Genomic DNA, 15,917 nt, shown 5'->3' on the forward strand with positions numbered 1-15,917 from the left:
CACAAACCAATGTGAGCGCTAACATTGGAGGAACTCCAATGCACCGCACGTCGATGTCCACCAGGGCAGCGGTCTTCGGAACCGCCGTCCTCGGACTGTCCACCCTGGCCGCCTGCGCCTCCGCCCCCGTCAGCGACAGCGGCGCCACCGCCACTGCCTCCGCCGGCGGCGCCTACGCGTGGTGGGACCCGTACCCGCAGCACGACGCCTCCTCCGCCTGGGCCAAGCGGGTGAACACCTGCGGTCAGCAGGCCGGCGTCACCATCGAGCGCACCGCCTACGACACGACGGCGCTGACCAACCAGGCGCTGCTCGCGGGCCAGGAGGGCAACGCGCCCGACGTCATCCTGCTCGACAACCCCGCCGTCTCGACCCTCGCGGACGCGGGGATGCTCGCCTCGATGGACGAGTTCGGCCTCGACCCGGCGAGATTCGACAAGAACCTCATCGCCGCCGGGGAGCTGGACGGCAAGACCTACGGCATCCCCATCGGCGCGAACACCCTGGCGCTGTACTACAACAAGAAGATCCTCGACGACGCCGGCGTCGACCCGAAGTCGATCAAGGACTGGGCCTCGCTCAACACGGCGCTGAAGAAGGTCAAGGACGCGGGCAAGAAGCCGATCACGTTCTCGGCCATCGGCACGGAGGAGGGCTCGTTCCAGTTCCTGCCGTGGTTCTGGGGCGCCGGCGCGCAGCTCACCCAGCTCGACTCGCCCCAGGCCGTCGAGGCGCTCGACCTGTGGCAATCGTGGGTCAAGGACGGCACCGCCCCCAACTCGGTCATCAGCAACTCCCAGAACACCACCTGGGAGGAGTTCCTGACGGGCGAGTTCGCGTTCGCCGAGAACGGCACCTGGCAGATCAACAGCGCCGCGAAGGCGGGTTTCCCCACCGGCATCGTCCAGATCCCCGGCAAGGACGGCGGCACCGCGCCCACGCCCACGGGCGGCGAGTTCATCACCGTCCCGGTGCAGAAGGACACCCAGCGCTACGCCGCCACCAAGAAGATCCTCGAATGCATGACGACGCCAGAGGGCCTGGTGGAGACCGGTACGACCTTCGCGTACTACATCCCTTCCACCGCCGAGGGACAGCAGCAGATCCTGGCGAAGGAGCCCAGCCTGAAGCCGTGGGCCGAAGCCGTGCGGTCGGCCAAGGGCCGCACGAGCGACAACCTCGGCACCGACTACCCGAAGATCTCCGAGGCCCTGTGGACCGCGGTGCAGAAGGCGCTGAGCGGCACGGCCGCCCCGGCTGACGCGCTCAAGGAAGCACAGGCCCAGGCCAAGCAGGCGATCGGCGACTGAGCCGTGCCGCAAGGCAACGAGGACTACAACCGATGACATCCTCCCGTACCGATGCGATCGCGACCGCCGGCAGACCGGGGGCGGAGGTGAACCCCGCCCCCGGCCACCGGCGCCGCCGCCGCTCGCCGCAGTGGACGGCCTTGGCGTTTCTCGCGCCCCTGGTCGTCTACCTGCTGGTCTTCTACGCCTACCCGCTGTATCGCAACATCGAGCTCAGCGTGCACGACTACACGCCGCGCGCCTTCGTGCGGGGCGACCCGGAGTTCACCGGCCTGAAGAACTACCTGGACGTCCTCTCCGACGACACCTTCCTCCAGGCCCTGCGCAACACGGCCCTGTTCACCCTGGGGTCCATCGCCGCCCAGTACGCGCTCGGCCTGGCGCTCGCGGTCTTCTTCCACCGTAACTTCCGCCTCTCCGTGGTGCTGCGCGCGATGTTCCTGGTGCCGTGGCTGCTGCCGCTGATCGTCTCCGCCTCGACCTGGTCGTGGATGCTCAACAGCGAGAACGGCATCGTCAACTCGGTCCTCCAGGCGTTCGGGGTGGGCCAGATCAACTGGCTCACGTCCCCGGACACCTCGCTGCTGTCCGTCACCGTCGCCAACATCTGGCTCGGGATCCCGTTCAACCTGGTGATCCTCTACGCCGGGCTGCAGAACATCCCGGGCGACCTGTACGAGGCCGCCGGTCTGGACGGGGCGAACGGGTGGCAGCGGTTCTGGCGCATTACCTTCCCCCTGCTGCGACCGGTGTCGGCGATCACGCTGCTGCTCGGCCTGATCTACACGCTCAAGGTCGTCGACATCATCTGGATCATGACCAGAGGAGGACCGGCGGACGCGTCGACGACGCTGGCCATCTGGTCGTACCGCGAGGCGTTCGGCACCGGCCAGCCCGACTTCTCCCCCGCGGCGGCCGTCGGCAACCTGCTCATCCTCATCGCGTTCGCCGCCGGGCTGGCACACGTGCACCTGCAGCGCAAGGAGGAACGCGCATGACCGAGCATGCAGCGCAAGGAGGAACCGCATGACCGAGCACCGGCCGTGGTGGAAGACGGTGCTGGGCGTCGTCCTGGTGGGGCTGATGCTCTTCCCGGTCTACTGGATGTTCAACGTCTCGCTCACCAAGACGAGCGACATGCGGGCCGATCCGCCCCACTGGTTCCCCTGGGATCCCACGTTCGAGGGCTACGCCTCGGCGCTCGGCCAGCAGCTTCCGGCCCTCGCCACCAGCCTCTTCATCGGCCTCGGCACCGTCGCGCTCACGCTGGTGGTGGCCCTGCCCGCGGGGTATTCACTGGCGAAGCTGCGGCCGCGCGGCGCCCGCGGGATCGATTTCCTGCTGCTCGTCGCGCAGATGATCCCGGCCGTCGTCATGGCCATGGGCTTCTACGCGATCTACATCAGGCTCGGGATGCTGAACACGGTCGGAGGGCTGATCATCGCCGACTCGACGCTGGCCGTGCCGTTCGCCGTGCTGCTCTTCCGGGCGTTCATGGCGAGCATCCCGCGCGAGCTCATGGCGGCGGCCCAGATCGACGGGGCGAGCACCTGGCGCACGTTCCGCTCCATCATCCTGCCGCTGAGCCGCAACTCGGTGATCACAGTCTCGCTCTTCGCGTTCCTGTGGGCGTGGTCGGACTTCATCTTCGCCTCGACGCTCAACCGCAACAGCGACACGATCCCGATCACCCTCGGCATCTTCCGCTACATCGGCAACAACACCACGCAATGGAACTCGATCATGGCGACCGCGGTGGTCGCGTCCGTTCCCGCCGCCTTCCTCCTCGTCCTCGCGCAACGCTACATCTCCGCCGGCGTCACCGCCGGCGCCGTGAAGGACTGAACGATCTCCTCGAAAGGTTCACGACATGACCGAAGGCACGCCGGACGCCTGTCCCGTGCTCCCGGCCCATGGTCCCGTACGGCCCCTCGGGCTCGCGCAGGTCTCCATCGCCGGCGGGTTCTGGGGCGGCCGCCAGGCCGTGAACGCCTCGGCGACGCTGGCCCACTGCGAGTCGTGGATGGAGCGCCTCGGCTGGCTGGCGAACTTCGACCGGGTCGCCGACGGGACCACCTCGCCCGACCGCCCCGGCTGGTCGTTCTCCGACTCGGAGGTCTACAAGCTCCTAGAGGCCCTGGCCTGGGAGACGGGCCGGACCGGTGACCCGGAGGCGGAGTCCGCGATCAAGCGGCTCACCGCGCGTGTCGCCCGGGCGCAGGACCCGGACGGGTACCTCAACACCTGCTTCGGCCACGACCGGCAGCCGCCGCGCTACAGCGACCTCGAGATGGGCCACGAGCTCTACAACACCGGTCACCTGCTGCAGGCGGCGGTGGCGCGGCTGCGCATGGCCGGCGAGGACGACCTGGTACGGATCGCGCGGCGAGCGGCGGATCACGTGTGCCGGACCTTCGGCGCGGACGGCCTGGCCAAGATCTGCGGGCACCCGGAGATCGAGGTCGGCCTGGCCGAGCTCGGCCGGGCCCTGGGCGAGGATCGCTACGTCGAGCAGGCGCGCCTCTTCCTCGAACGCCGGGGGCACGGGACGCTCCGGGACATCCCGTTGGGCCGTGCCTACTTCCAGGACGACGTGCCGATCCGGCAGGCCGAGGTCTGGCGCGGCCACGCCGTCCGCGCGCTCTACCTGACCGCCGCGGCGGTGGACGTGGCCGTCGAACGCGGCGACGACGAGCTGCTGCGCGCGGTGGAGCGGCAATGGGAGCGCTCCGTCGCGCGCCGGACGTACATCACGGGCGGCATGGGCTCGCGCCACCAGGACGAGGGCTTCGGCGAGGACTGGGAGCTGCCGCCGGACCGGGCGTACTGCGAGACGTGCGCCGGGGTCGCCTCGATCATGGTCTCCTGGCGCCTCTACCTGGCCACCGCCGACGTCCGCTACACGGACCTGATCGAGCGGACGCTCTACAACATCATCGCGACCTCCCCCAGCCCCGACGGCCGGGCGTTCTTCTACGCCAATCCCCTCCACCAGCGGACGCCGGGGAGGCCGGCGGACGGGACCGAGGTGAGCCCGCGCGCCGAGGCGGGCGCCCGCGCCGCGTGGTTCGAAGTCTCCTGCTGCCCCACCAACGTCGCCCGGACGCTGGCGAGCCTCGGCGGCTACGTCGCCACCACCGACGGCGACGGCCTCCAGATCCACCAGTACGCTCCGTGCGCCATCCGCGCCGAGCTGCCGGACGGACGGCAGGTGGCCGTGGACGTCGAGACCGATTACCCCGAGACCGGGACCGTCCGCGTCCGGATCGCGGCCGACGCGCCCGCGCCGTGGACGCTCTCCTTGCGCGTCCCCGCGTGGGCGGACGGGGCCACGGTGACCGAGGACGGGCAGGCGCGGCCGGCCGAGCCCGGCCTGCTCGCGATCCGGCGGGCCTTCCGAGCGGGTGACGTCATCACCGTGGAGCTGCCGACGCGGCCTCGCTTCACGTGGCCGGATCCCCGCATCGACGCGGTACGCGGATGCGTCGCGGTCGAGCGTGGCCCGGAGGTCCTGTGCGTGGAGTCCCACGACCTTCCCCACCCTGACGGGCTCGACGGCCTGGTGATCGACATCCTGTCCGCCCCGCAGGCGGATCCCGGTGGCGCACGGGTTCGCGGCCGCCTGCCGGTGCGCGCCGACCGGCTCTGGCCCTACCCCGCCCATCCTGCCGCTCCCGCGGCGGACGCCGAGTGGTTCGACGTGCCGCTGCGGCCCTACCACTCGTGGGCCCAGCAGGGCCCGTCGAGCATGCGTATCTGGTTGCCCGCACTCACACAAGGAGAGTGACGCCATGTCCCGATTCCGAGCCCTTTCCTTAGTCCTGGTCACCGCGGCCGCGGCCGTGGTGACCACCGCGCCCCCGGCGGCGGCCGCGGGCGCGACGCTGACCGTCAACGTCGCCCAGCCGTTCCGGCCGGTGACCCACGTCGCCTCCGGCGGCCTGTACGGCCTGGCCGAGAACGGCAGGCCGGCCGACTCCACCCTGTTACCCATCAAGGTGAACTCGCTGACGCAGCCCGCGCCCGGCGTGGGCCAGCGGCCCAACGGCCAGCCGCCCGGAGGCGACGCCCTGCTGGTCGCCCCGCAGGCCACCCGGGTGGGCGCGGGCCAGTTCATCCGGATGCCCGACATCTACCCCGACTTCCCCTACCGGTGGGTGAGCTGGAACGACTGGCTGGCGAAGGTCAACACCATGGTGAACGCCAGGCTCTCGGCGACGACGGTCACCAACGTGATCGGCTGGGAGCTCTGGAACGAGCCCGACTGGACCTGGAACACCTCCGCCGCGGGCAGCTTCAACGATGGCTGGGTGCGCACGTTCCGCGCGGTCCGCGCACTCGACACGCTGACGCCGATCGTCGGCCCGAGCACCGCCACCTACAACCGCTCCTGGATGCAGTCGTTCCTGACCAACGCCAGGAACACCGGCACCCTGCCCGACATCATCTGCTGGCACGAGCTGGAGAACCCCACCAGGATCGCGGGCGACATCGCCGACTACCGCAACCTGGAGGCGTCGCTCGGCATCAGCCCGCGCCGCATCTCGATCAACGAGTACGCCGCGCCCGGCGAGGTGGACGTGCCCGGCCGGATCGCCGGCTACGTGAGCAAGCTGGAGCGCGCCGGCGTGGAGTCCGCGCACCGGGCCTTCTGGTACGAGTACGGCACCATGAACGGCCTGGTCGTCAACAACAACCAGCCCACCGGCACCTGGTGGCTGTACAAGTGGTACGGCGACATGGCCGGCAGCATGGTCGCGACGACGACGAGCACCCAGACCGGCCTGGACGGCTTCGCCTCCTACGACGGCACCCGCAAGATCGTCAACGTGGTGTTCGGCAACGAGGCGGGCACCAACACCGTCAACCTCACCGGCCTCGGCGCGCTCGGCTCCAGCGTCCGTGTCACGCTGCTGTCCACCCCGTCCAGCGGCCGGTTCACCGCCGTGACCGCGCCCGCCACGGTCTCCACCACCACCCGCACGGTCAGCGGTGGCCAGCTCGGCGTGTCGGTGCCGAACATGGTCGCCACCAGTGCCTACCAGCTCGTCGTCGAACCGGTCAGCGGGGTCCCGTCCTACCAGCAGCGCTACGAGGCCGAGAACGCCTCGGTGTTCCGCGCCGAGCGGCTCACCTCCTCCAGCGCGTCGGGCGGCGGCTACGTGGGCCGCATCGACAACTCCGGGACGCCGCGTACCGACAGCTACGTCGACTTCGTGGTCAACGTGCCCACCGCCCGCGCGTACACGATGACCATCGGCTACGCCAACGCCACGGGGGCCACCGCGACGCAGGGGCTGGCCTACAACGGCGGCGCCTGGAGCACGGTCAGCTACCCGCCGACCGCCGCCTGGGGCCAGTTCGGCGCCACGGTCAGCACGACCGTCACGCTCACCGCGGGCTACAACGTGATCCGCCTGGCCAAGGGCTCGCCATACTTCGCGGGCGGCACCGGCTACGCGGAACTGGACTACATCCAGCTCACCTGAGCGGTGTCCGGGCGGCCCTCCCGTATTCAATTCTTGACGAAGTTAATTAGTGCTACCCTTGTCGCCATGCACCCTCGGCTCGCCACCACCCGCGCGGAGGCCACGGTCTTCACCATGGTGCTCACCCAGGGCCCCGTCACCAGAGTGGAGATCGCCAGGCGCAGCGGCCTGTCGTCCGCCGCCGTCACCAAGGCCGCCCGCCCGTTCATCGAGGCAGGTTACCTGGAGGAGCTGGCGGCCACCGAACGTACCGCGCCCGGCGCGGGGCGGCCGGCCAGCCCGCTGACGATCAGGCCCGGACGGGAGTTCTTCACCGGCGTGAAGATCACCGATGACGAGCTCATCGGCGTCGTCACCGACCTGCGGGCCCAGCCTCTCGTGTCGGCGCACCGCCGCCTGGCGACGACGTCGGCCGAGGGCGTGGTCGAGGCGCTGGCCGAGCTGGTCGCCGAGCTGCTGGCCGCCGACCCCGCCTACCGCGAGCGCTGCCACTGGCTGGGGCTGGCCGTGTCGGGCGACGTGGACAAGGTGCACGGGCTGGTGCGCTACTCCCCTTTCCTGGGCTGGCGGCAGGTGCCGCTGGCGCGGCTGGCCGCCGAGGCGACGGGCCTGAACGTCACGGTGGAAAACGACGTCAAGTCGCTCACCGTGGCCGAGCAGTGGTTCGGCGACGGGGTGGGCGCTTCGTCGTTCGCGCTGGTCACCGTGGGGGCGGGGATCGGCTGCGGGCTGGTGGTGAACGACCGGGTGGTGGCCGGCTCGCACGGCGTGGCCGGGGAGATCGGTCACATCCCGGTCGGTGGCGAGGAGCCCGCCTGCCATTGCGGCGGGCGCGGCTGCGCCGAGGCGATCGCCGGGAGCGCGCCCATCGTGGCGGCGGTGCGCGCGGCGACCGGTGACGGGTCGCTGTCCATCGACGCGGCCATCGACGCCGCCCACGCCGGGAATCCGGCGGCGCGGGAGGTGTTCGCCCGGGCGGGGCACGCCATCGGCCTGGCCATGGCCGCGATGGCCAACCTGTTCGGCCCCGAGCGGATCATCGTGACCGGCGACGTGCAGGGGCTGGCCGCCTACGACCTGTTCGAAGAACAGATCAACCGGTCGTTCGCCAGCCAGGCGTTCGGCGCGGCAGCCGACTGCCGCCTGCTCCTGCGCCCGCGGACCTTCGAGCAGTGGGCGCGCGGCGCGGCCGCGGTCGCCATCCAGACCCTCTTTACTCGCGAGGGAGTGCCGTCGCCTGGAGGAGCGGCGGGAGCGTAGCCGAACGGAGTGAGGCAAATGAGGAGGGAGCGTTAGTGACTGCGGCCACCGGCATCTGGCAGCCCCACGATCGAGCGCCGGAGCGGCCGGAGGAGGTGCGGTTCGAGGCGGCGGGACTCGTGTTCGCTTGCGCCGCCGCGGCCGAGCTGACCTGGACGGCCCGCGAGACGGCCCCGGGCGTCCTTGAGCTGCGGGTGACGCCCGACCGGCCGGCGAGCGTGCGGGTGGGCTGGCGGGTGCCGTGCGTGGACGCGACCGCCTTCTGGGCCGCCGACGGCGGCGAGCACCGGGGCCTCCCGCCGTTCTGGCGCCGTCCCCGCACCGCGGCGCTGGAGAAGAACGCGCCCGTCGGGTGCCTGGTCGGCGCCGGTGACGCGGCGGTGTGCACCTACGCCGCCGGCGAGGTCGTCAGGCCGGTACGCATCCGCGCCGGGGTGGTGGAGGAGACCGGCGAGTTCGGGTTCTGGGTGGAGCACGATGCCGAGCCGGAGAACGGGCTCCTGCTGCGGCTCGACCTCACCCGGCGGCACTTCGCGAAGACGCTGGCCGAGGTGGCGGACTGGTGGGGCGGACTGCACGGCCTGGCCCGCGATGTGCCGCGGGCGGCGCGGATGCCCGCCTACTCGACCTGGTACGCCATGCAGCAGCACGTCGACGCCGCGAGCGTCGAGCGGCAGGCGGGCCCGGCGGCCGAGCTGGGCTGCGAGGCGATCATCGTGGACGATGGCTGGCACAGCGACGACCGGAGCCGGGGCTACGGCTACGTCGGGGAGTGGGAGCCGTCCACCACCGCTTTTCCTGATATTTCGAGACACGTTGCGAAGGTTCGCGGCGAAGGGCTCGCGTACCTGCTCTGGTACGCCCTGCCCTTCGTCGGCCGGCACACCGCGCTCTGGGATCGCGTGCGGCCGTACACGCTGGCCTACAAGGAGCACATGAACGCGGCCATCGTCGACCCGCGTTACCCCCTCGTCCGCGACCTGCTCGCCGGCCACCTCACCAGGGCGGTCACGGAGTGGGGCATGGACGGCCTCAAGATCGACTTCATCGACCAGTTCGCGGCCGAGGACCCGCCCGAGCCGGGGCCGGAGGCCGACTGCGCCACCGTGAACGAGGGCGTGCGCCGGCTCCTGGCACAACTGCCGAAGGACTGCCTGGTCGAGCTCCGCCAGCCGTACGTGAGCCCGGGCCTGTGGCCGTACGCCACGATGATCCGCGCCTCCGACTGCCCGCTCAGCCCCGCGCACAACCGGCAGCGCACCGTGGACCTGCGGCTCATCGCCGGGCCGCTGGCCGTGCACGCCGACATGCTGATGTGGCACCCCGGCGAGAGCCCGCAGCGGGTGGCGGCACAGCTGATCAACGTGCTGTTCGCGGTCCCGCAGATCTCGGTGGACCTGACCGCGCAGACCCCGGCGCAGCAGGAGGCGCTGCGCTTCTGGCTGTCCTTCTTCCGCGAGCACGCGGAGGTCCTGCAGCGCGGCGACTTCGAGCCCACCCGCCCCGACCTGGCCTACCCGCAGGTGACGGCGCGCTCCGGCGACACGGTGATCACCGCCAGGTACGCGCCGATGCCCGTCGAGGTGCCCGCCGCCGGCACGCTGTTGCTGGCCAACGGCGACGCCTCCGCCGATGTGCTCCTCCAGGTCACCGCCGCCGGTACGGCCCGCGCCACCGTCCTCGACTGCCGCGGCCGCACCGAAGGGGACGAGCTCGTGGACCTGGCCCCCGGGGTGGTGGAGGTCACCGTCCCCGAGGGCGGGCTGCTGCGCCTGGAGCGTCAGGGGCGCAGCCGGTCCACGAGCTGAGCCTGGTAGAGCGAGGGCGGGAAGAGACCGGGCTGGTTCGCGCCCTCGATGTGGCCGGCCGGCTGCTGGAACGGCCCGTCGCCGGTGACCGTGCCGCGGCAGCCGATCGCGTAGTTCTGCGCGGTCGGCGGCTTCTGGACGATCAGGCTGCTGGTGGCGACGTCGCAGTTCCAGGCCACCGAGTGGGCCGCCGACCAGCCGTGCGAGGTGCCGTAGCGGCCCCGGTTGTACAGGCCGAGCGTGTAGCTGTAGTGCGGGTCCACGTCCTTGTGGCCGTCGAACAGCAGGCCCTGCGACCAGCGACGGTGCCCCTCGCTGGAGTTGAGCGCGTACTCGGCGGTGCCGCGCAGGAACACGACGCCGGACACGGTGCTGTGGCCGTTGGAGACGAACGCGTGCCTGGCCTTGTAGGCGTGGCAGTCGCGGAAGAGCACCTGCTGGGAGTAGACGTAGGTGTTGAAGTTGTAGCGCCTGCTGCCCGTGACGACGCTGACCGGGTCGATGGCCCGGCAGTTCTCGACCGTGGCACGGGTGGTCTCCTGCGTGGCCACCCCGGCCTGGGTGAAGTGCAGCATCGTGCAGTCCCTGACCCACGAGTCCTCGGTGCGCAGCAGCACGATCGCGTTGTAGGCGTGGTCCTCGTCCTGCTCGGGATCGCCGTGGTACTCGATGTCCACGCGCAGCCGCTCCACGCCCACCTGGGTGACCAGCCCGGCCCTGTCCCACTTGTAGAGGAAGGACGTGGCCAGGGTGCGGTCGAGGTGGTTGAAGACCGGCACATCGATCTTCACGACGTTCCCGGAGACGTCGCGGACATAGCGGTTGTAGATGAGCGGGTGTTCGCCGACCTGCCACGGCGGCCCCACGTCGTGGCCGCCGTAGTCGATGGCCTTGAGCCACTCCTCGGTGCAGGGATGGGTGATCACGATGTTGTCGCCGGGGCGCAGCGCCCCGGGGTTCGCCACCTCGAACTCGCGCGCCCCCACCTGCACGAATCCGGAGGTGATCTCGGTACGGGTGCCCGGCTCCTCCCCCGTCCAGCCACCGCCCGCCGCGCCGCCGGCGACGATCACGTTGCGGTCCTTCGGGCTGTTCCCGGTGGCCTTGATGATCGTGTTGGCAGACGGGTCCTCCCCGTCGCCCACGCCGCGTAACACCGTGCCGCCGGCCCGCACGTACAGCGTTCCGGCCACCGGGTACACCCCGGGCAGCAGGAGCACCGCGCCGCGGCGGGCACGCGGCAGCGCCCCGACCGCGTCCAGCGCCGCCTGGATGTGGGCGGTGTTGTCGCCCTCGGCCGGGCGGATCGTCTTGACGACCGGCACGTGCGGGATCGGCCGCTCGCCGTTGCGGTAGCCGGCGTGGCTGAAGTCGGGGATCCGGTTGCCGTCCGCGTCCTGCTCGTAGGCCAGCCGTCCCCACCGGTCGTAGCGCACCAGGCGGGACTGCCAGCCGGAGATGGCGCTCGCGGGTGCCGCGCCCGCCGCCGCGGTCAGCGCCAGCGCGCCGCCCGCGGCGAGCAGCGCGCGCCTGCTGAGATCATGTAGGTGCATACTCCGCTCCCTTCGGCAGACCGCTGAACGCGGCCTGCCGGGCCATCTCCGCCTAGCTGACGACGATCTTGTCGAGTTCGGGACCGCGGGCCGTGTGGCCGAAGAAGCGGATCGTGTTGACCCCCGCCACCAGGTCCACCGGCACGGTGGCGGTCGTCACCGTGTCCTTGGTCCCGGTCATCGGCACCTGGATCGCGTCGCCGCCGTTGACGCTGACCGAGAACGCCTGAGAGCCGTCGACCAGCGCGTGCACGGTCAGCTGCCTGGTCCCGGTCGTCTCCGACAGCACGCCCCTGATCACGGTGTAGTCGTAGATGTTGCCGCCGATGAGGATGACCTTCCGCCCTCCGGAGCAGGCGGCGCAGTAGGCGGGCTCGGCCGCGCCCTCCCAGACGTTGCCGGCGCGCTCGGCCTCGTACGTCCCCGGGCTCCGGTCCGGCGGCGGCAGCTTCACCGGCGGCGTCGCCGGCCCGAGCTGCTCCGCCTTCAGCTCCTTGACCAGCAGGTACGTCTCCTGCAGCCCGGCGCTCCGGATGCTGCGGTAGATGCCCCACTTGGGCCGGTTGTACTGCTCCGGCGTCCACCACAGGTCGATGCCCTCGATCTTCTCGTCGGCGATCGTCCGCCGCCCGTCCCGCAGCACCCACCGCATGTAGCCGTCGTCGGCCGACTTGAGCTCGATGGTGGTGGTGATCCACCGGTTCTGGATCGGCTCCAGGTCGGCCGTGGCGAAGTCGTGGGATTTGTTGTCCTCCAGGGTCCAGTAACGGGCCGCGATCTTCGGCACGCCGTTCACGACCGGCAGCGAGATCTGGGCCACCGGGGTGCCGATGTCGGAGGTCTTCAGCTGCCAGATGTGGGTGAAGCTCGTGGTCGCGTCGAGGGTGTCGGGAATGTACATCTGGTACGTGATCCGCCAGGTCTCGTCCTTGCGCATCTCCAGCGGGCGGCCGTCGGCGGCGCGCATGCCGCGCACCTCGTTGCGCATGCGGTCGGTCCCGTCGCGGTCCTCCAGGTGGGCGTCGAACCGCCAGGCGTTCCCCGCGACGCGGACGTGCGGCGAGCCCTCGGGGTGCGAGCCGCGCCGGTCGTCCTCCAGGGCCTCGAAGGCGTTGACGCCGTCGCGCCACGGGCTAGGGCTCCACCGCGTCTCCCAGCGCGGCGCCCCGGCCTGCGCCGGCGGGGCGAGAGTGAGGATCAGCGCGACCGCCGGCAGGATGCCCGCCAGGCGCCGGAATCGAGCGCTCATTCGGCGGCCGCCCGGAAGTTTCCCGCTCATCGGACTTCTCTTCTCAGGTGGAGGGTGAACCCGCCGTTGGGGGGCACGGCGAGGTCGAGCTTGTCCCCGCCGGCGACGGTGACCGTCTCGGCGAGGATCCGGTCGCCCGGGGCGTCCCGGAAGATCTCGGCCGCCCACTCCCCCTCGTCGAGGAAGCCGAGCGGCACGGTGAGCCTGCGGGCCTCGCCGGACACGCCCGCGCCGACGTACCACTCCTCGCCGCTCCTCCTGGCCAGCAGGATGTGGTCGGCGGGGTCGCCGGACAGCAGCCGCGTCTCGTCCCACGCGGCCGGAACGGCCGACAGCAGCCGCAGCGCCTCCGGCCTGGCCTCATAGGCCTCGATCGCGTCGGCGAAGTGCTGGATGCCGGACTCGAAGAGCACCGACAGCGCGAGCTCGAAACCGGCCGAGATGGCGCGGACTCCGGTGAACGTGCACGGCGTGAAGTCCATCGGCCCCTGCACGTTGCGGGTGAAGGCCAGCGACAGGTAGTGGGTGGCCGGGTAGAGCGGCTGCTTGCCGGGCTTCGGCTTGATCCACTCGGCGCCCTTGACCGCCTCGGCGGTCATGAACTGCGGCCACGTGCGCTCGGTGCCGCGCGGGATCGTGCCGCCGTGGAAGACGACCATGAGCTTCAGCCGGGCGGTGGCGGCCAGGATGGCGTCGAACCACCGCATCCGGTCCTGGCCGTCCGACTCGGTGAAGTCGATCTTCACGCCGGCCGCGCCCCATTCCTTCCAGAGCGCGAGCTTCTCGCGGTGCTCCAGCTCGGTGTCGACGTGCTGCCAGTGCGACCAGAGCCAGACGCCGACGCCGCGCTCGCGGGCGTAGGCGATGAGCTCGGGCATCCACTCCTTGTTCCAGCCGGCGTCCGCCAGCACGTACGGCCAGCCGTGCGCGGCGGCGAAGCCGACCCAGCGCTTCTGGGCGTCCAGGTCACGGGTGGAGGGCCCGTCGGACCACCACGACCAGGCGGCGGCCCCCGGCCGGATCCAGGAAGTGTCCTCGACCTTGGAGGGGGCCGCGAGGCTGGTGACCAGGTCGCTCTCGACGATGGCGGCCAGGTCGCCGACGATCGTCGTGCGCCAGGGGGTGACCAGCGGGCTGGCCGCGGTCACGTACGGGTCGGGCAGGTCGAGCCGGAAGGCGCGGCCGTCGAAGCGCAGACGGGAGCCGGCGTAGCCGCTGTCCAGGTTCGACTCGGTGATCAGCATCCAGGCGTCGCCGGTCTGGAAGAGCGAGGGGTAGCCGTACAGGATGGGCTCGGCGGCGGCGACCGTGGTGTGCCGGTGGATCTCCTCGTAGTCGCAGCGCCCGTTCTCGTACGGGAGCAGCACCGCGCGGGCGCCGCGCGGCACGACATATTCCGAAATTTCCTCCATTACGGTGACGGGCCCCGCCCAGGGGACCACGTACCGGTACGCCATGCCGCCTCCGCCGATGCGGACCTGCAGGTCGAGCCGGTGCTCGCCCTTGGTGAACGACAACGTCCACTCCCTGGCCGCGTACCGGTGCTCGCGCCGCTTCCCGGTCACCGTCCGGTAGGACTCCTCGACCCGCCGCTCCGACATCCCGGCGAACTCCAGTCCCGCGCTCAGATCCTCGTGGGCGGCACGGAGGCCGAGCCTGGACGGCTCCACCACGACCCGCCCGGCGCGCCGCAGCTCCAGCGTGAGCTCTCCCGCCGGGGAGAGGGCGATCGCCGCCTCCAGGTCCTCGTCACTGAGAGTCCAGTTCGGCACGTGCCCTCCAGGGGGTGAAGAGATAGGAGGAGTCGATCGCGGTACGCCCGGCCGGTCCGCGCCTGCGCGCGATGGCCAAGTGAGCCGTCCGACCCTCCTCACAGTGGGCAAGAGCCTAGGTTGCGACGGGTTTCAATTCAATTCTTGACGAAGTTAATTACCAGGTCTACGGTACGGCCATGCCTCACGGACTCCCGCAAGACGTCCCGACTCATCCGACCTCTGCCGCCCGGCTGGCGGAATTCCGTGAGCAACGGTTCGGCTTGTTCATCCACTGGGGCCTGTACGCGCTCGCCGCCCGCCACGAGTGGGTCAAGCAGCGCGAGCGCCTCACCGACGAGCAGTACCAGCCCTACTTCGACCACTTCGACCCCGACCTGTTCGACCCGGACGCCTGGGCGGAGGCGGCGGCCGGCGCGGGGATGCGCTACGTGGTACTGACCACCAAGCACCACGACGGCTTCTGCCTGTGGGACTCGGCCTGCACCGACTACTCGGTCGCGAACACGCCGTACGGCAAGGACCTCGTCGGCCCGATCGTCGAAGCGTTCCGGGCTCGCGAGCTCGGGGTGGGCTTCTACCACTCGCTGATCGATTGGCACCACCCGCACTTCCCGATCGACGGCCTGCACCCGGCGTACGCCGAAGGTGTGACCCACGATGACCGAAATATCGAGATCTACCAGTCCTATTTACACAGCCAGGTCGAAGAGCTGCTTACCCGCTATGGCCGAATCGACACCATGTGGTTTGACTTCTCCTACTCCAAGAGAGTCAGAAACGGCCGGCTCACCCCCGGAGCCAAGGGCGCGGCGGACTGGCGCTCTGAGGAGCTGGCGGCGCTGGTCCGCAGGCTGCAGCCAGACATCCTGATCAACGACCGCCTGGAGATCCCCGGCGACTTCACCACGCCCGAGCAGTTCCAGCCGCCCGCCCCGCCGGACCGGGTCTGGGAGGCGTGCCAGACCCTCAACGGCAGCTGGGGCTACGACCGCGACAACCTCGACTACAAGCCCGTGGACCTGCTCGTGCGCATGCTGGTGGACACCGTCTCCAAGGATGGCAACCTGCTGCTCAACGTCGGGCCGAACGGGCGCGGCGCGTTCGATCCCCGTGCGCTGGAGACGCTGCGCGGCATCGGGGAGTGGACGCGGCTGCACGGCCGCGCCATCTACGGCGCCGGGCCCAGCGCGTACGTGCCGCCGCCGGACTGCCGCTACACCCAGCGCGGCGACCGGCTCTACGTGCACCTGTTCGCCTGGCCGTTCCGGCACCTGCACCTGCCCGGGCTTGCGGGGAAGGTGCGCTACGCGCAGCTGCTCAACGACGCCTCGGAGATCCGCACGCTGGTCCCCGATCCGCACGTGGACAGCGGCCACACCAAGCTGGGCGCGCTGCCGCCCGGCACCCTGACCCTGCAGCTCCCGGTGCAGCGCCCCGACGTGGCGGTGCCGGTGATCGAGCTCTTCCTGTGAA

The 15,917-nt window shown here is 70.8% G+C and carries 11 protein-coding genes; 8 read left to right on the plus strand and 3 right to left on the minus strand.

Annotation, left to right across the window (positions count from 1 at the left end):
- Positions 1–38 precede the first annotated feature (38 nt).
- The 7 genes from EJK15_RS32810 to EJK15_RS32840 all read left to right on the plus strand — a co-directional run bounded on the left by EJK15_RS32810 (position 39) and on the right by EJK15_RS32840 (position 9,867).
- Positions 39–1,310 carry a sugar ABC transporter substrate-binding protein gene (locus tag EJK15_RS32810; RefSeq protein WP_206061234.1) on the plus strand — a complete coding sequence of 424 codons (1,272 nt, stop codon included), beginning with the start codon at positions 39–41 and terminating at the stop codon, positions 1,308–1,310.
- A gap of 32 nt (positions 1,311–1,342) precedes the next feature.
- Positions 1,343–2,308, plus strand: a complete 966-nt coding sequence (locus EJK15_RS32815; RefSeq protein ID WP_138714362.1) for a carbohydrate ABC transporter permease — start codon at positions 1,343–1,345, stop codon at positions 2,306–2,308.
- A 28-nt stretch (positions 2,309–2,336) separates the two neighbouring features.
- Positions 2,337–3,155: a carbohydrate ABC transporter permease gene (locus tag EJK15_RS32820; RefSeq protein WP_138714363.1), complete on the plus strand. Its 819-nt coding sequence runs from the start codon at positions 2,337–2,339 to the stop codon at positions 3,153–3,155.
- 25 nt (positions 3,156–3,180) lie between these two features.
- Positions 3,181–5,097: a glycoside hydrolase family 127 protein gene (locus tag EJK15_RS32825; RefSeq protein ID WP_138714364.1), complete on the plus strand. Its 1,917-nt coding sequence runs from the start codon at positions 3,181–3,183 to the stop codon at positions 5,095–5,097.
- Positions 5,098–5,101: 4 nt separating this feature from the next.
- A complete protein-coding gene (locus EJK15_RS32830; protein WP_138714365.1) occupies positions 5,102–6,799 on the plus strand; it encodes a carbohydrate-binding protein in 1,698 nt (565 codons plus the stop codon).
- Positions 6,800–6,865: 66 nt separating this feature from the next.
- Positions 6,866–8,059 carry an ROK family transcriptional regulator gene (locus EJK15_RS32835; protein WP_138714366.1) on the plus strand — a complete coding sequence of 398 codons (1,194 nt, stop codon included), beginning with the start codon at positions 6,866–6,868 and terminating at the stop codon, positions 8,057–8,059.
- A gap of 35 nt (positions 8,060–8,094) precedes the next feature.
- Complete coding sequence (locus EJK15_RS32840; protein WP_138714367.1) at positions 8,095–9,867, plus strand: glycoside hydrolase family 36 protein; 1,773 nt, start codon at positions 8,095–8,097, stop codon at positions 9,865–9,867.
- Here the strand turns inward: EJK15_RS32840 and EJK15_RS32845 are convergent.
- The 3 genes from EJK15_RS32845 to EJK15_RS32855 are packed head-to-tail and all read right to left on the minus strand — an operon-like array spanning position 9,840 to position 14,441.
- Positions 9,840–11,420 (minus strand): peptidoglycan-binding protein, encoded by a 1,581-nt coding sequence (locus EJK15_RS32845; protein WP_138714368.1) that lies wholly within the window; start codon positions 11,418–11,420, stop codon positions 9,840–9,842. The two genes, EJK15_RS32840 and EJK15_RS32845, sit on opposite strands and share 28 nt — an antisense overlap.
- A gap of 52 nt (positions 11,421–11,472) precedes the next feature.
- Complete coding sequence (locus EJK15_RS32850; protein ID WP_138714369.1) at positions 11,473–12,669, minus strand: carbohydrate-binding protein; 1,197 nt, start codon at positions 12,667–12,669, stop codon at positions 11,473–11,475.
- Positions 12,670–12,695: 26 nt separating this feature from the next.
- Positions 12,696–14,441, minus strand: coding sequence for a glycoside hydrolase family 97 protein (locus EJK15_RS32855; RefSeq protein ID WP_171074661.1), 1,746 nt, complete (start codon positions 14,439–14,441; stop codon positions 12,696–12,698).
- A gap of 179 nt (positions 14,442–14,620) precedes the next feature.
- On the opposite strand from EJK15_RS32855, the gene EJK15_RS32860 reads away from it, so the two are divergent.
- Positions 14,621–15,916: an alpha-L-fucosidase gene (locus tag EJK15_RS32860; protein WP_138714371.1), complete on the plus strand. Its 1,296-nt coding sequence runs from the start codon at positions 14,621–14,623 to the stop codon at positions 15,914–15,916.
- The last annotated feature ends 1 nt before the right edge of the window (position 15,917 follow it).

Origin of the sequence: Nonomuraea basaltis (assembly GCF_005893125.1) — a bacterium.
Lineage (GTDB): Bacteria > Actinomycetota > Actinomycetes > Streptosporangiales > Streptosporangiaceae > Nonomuraea > Nonomuraea basaltis.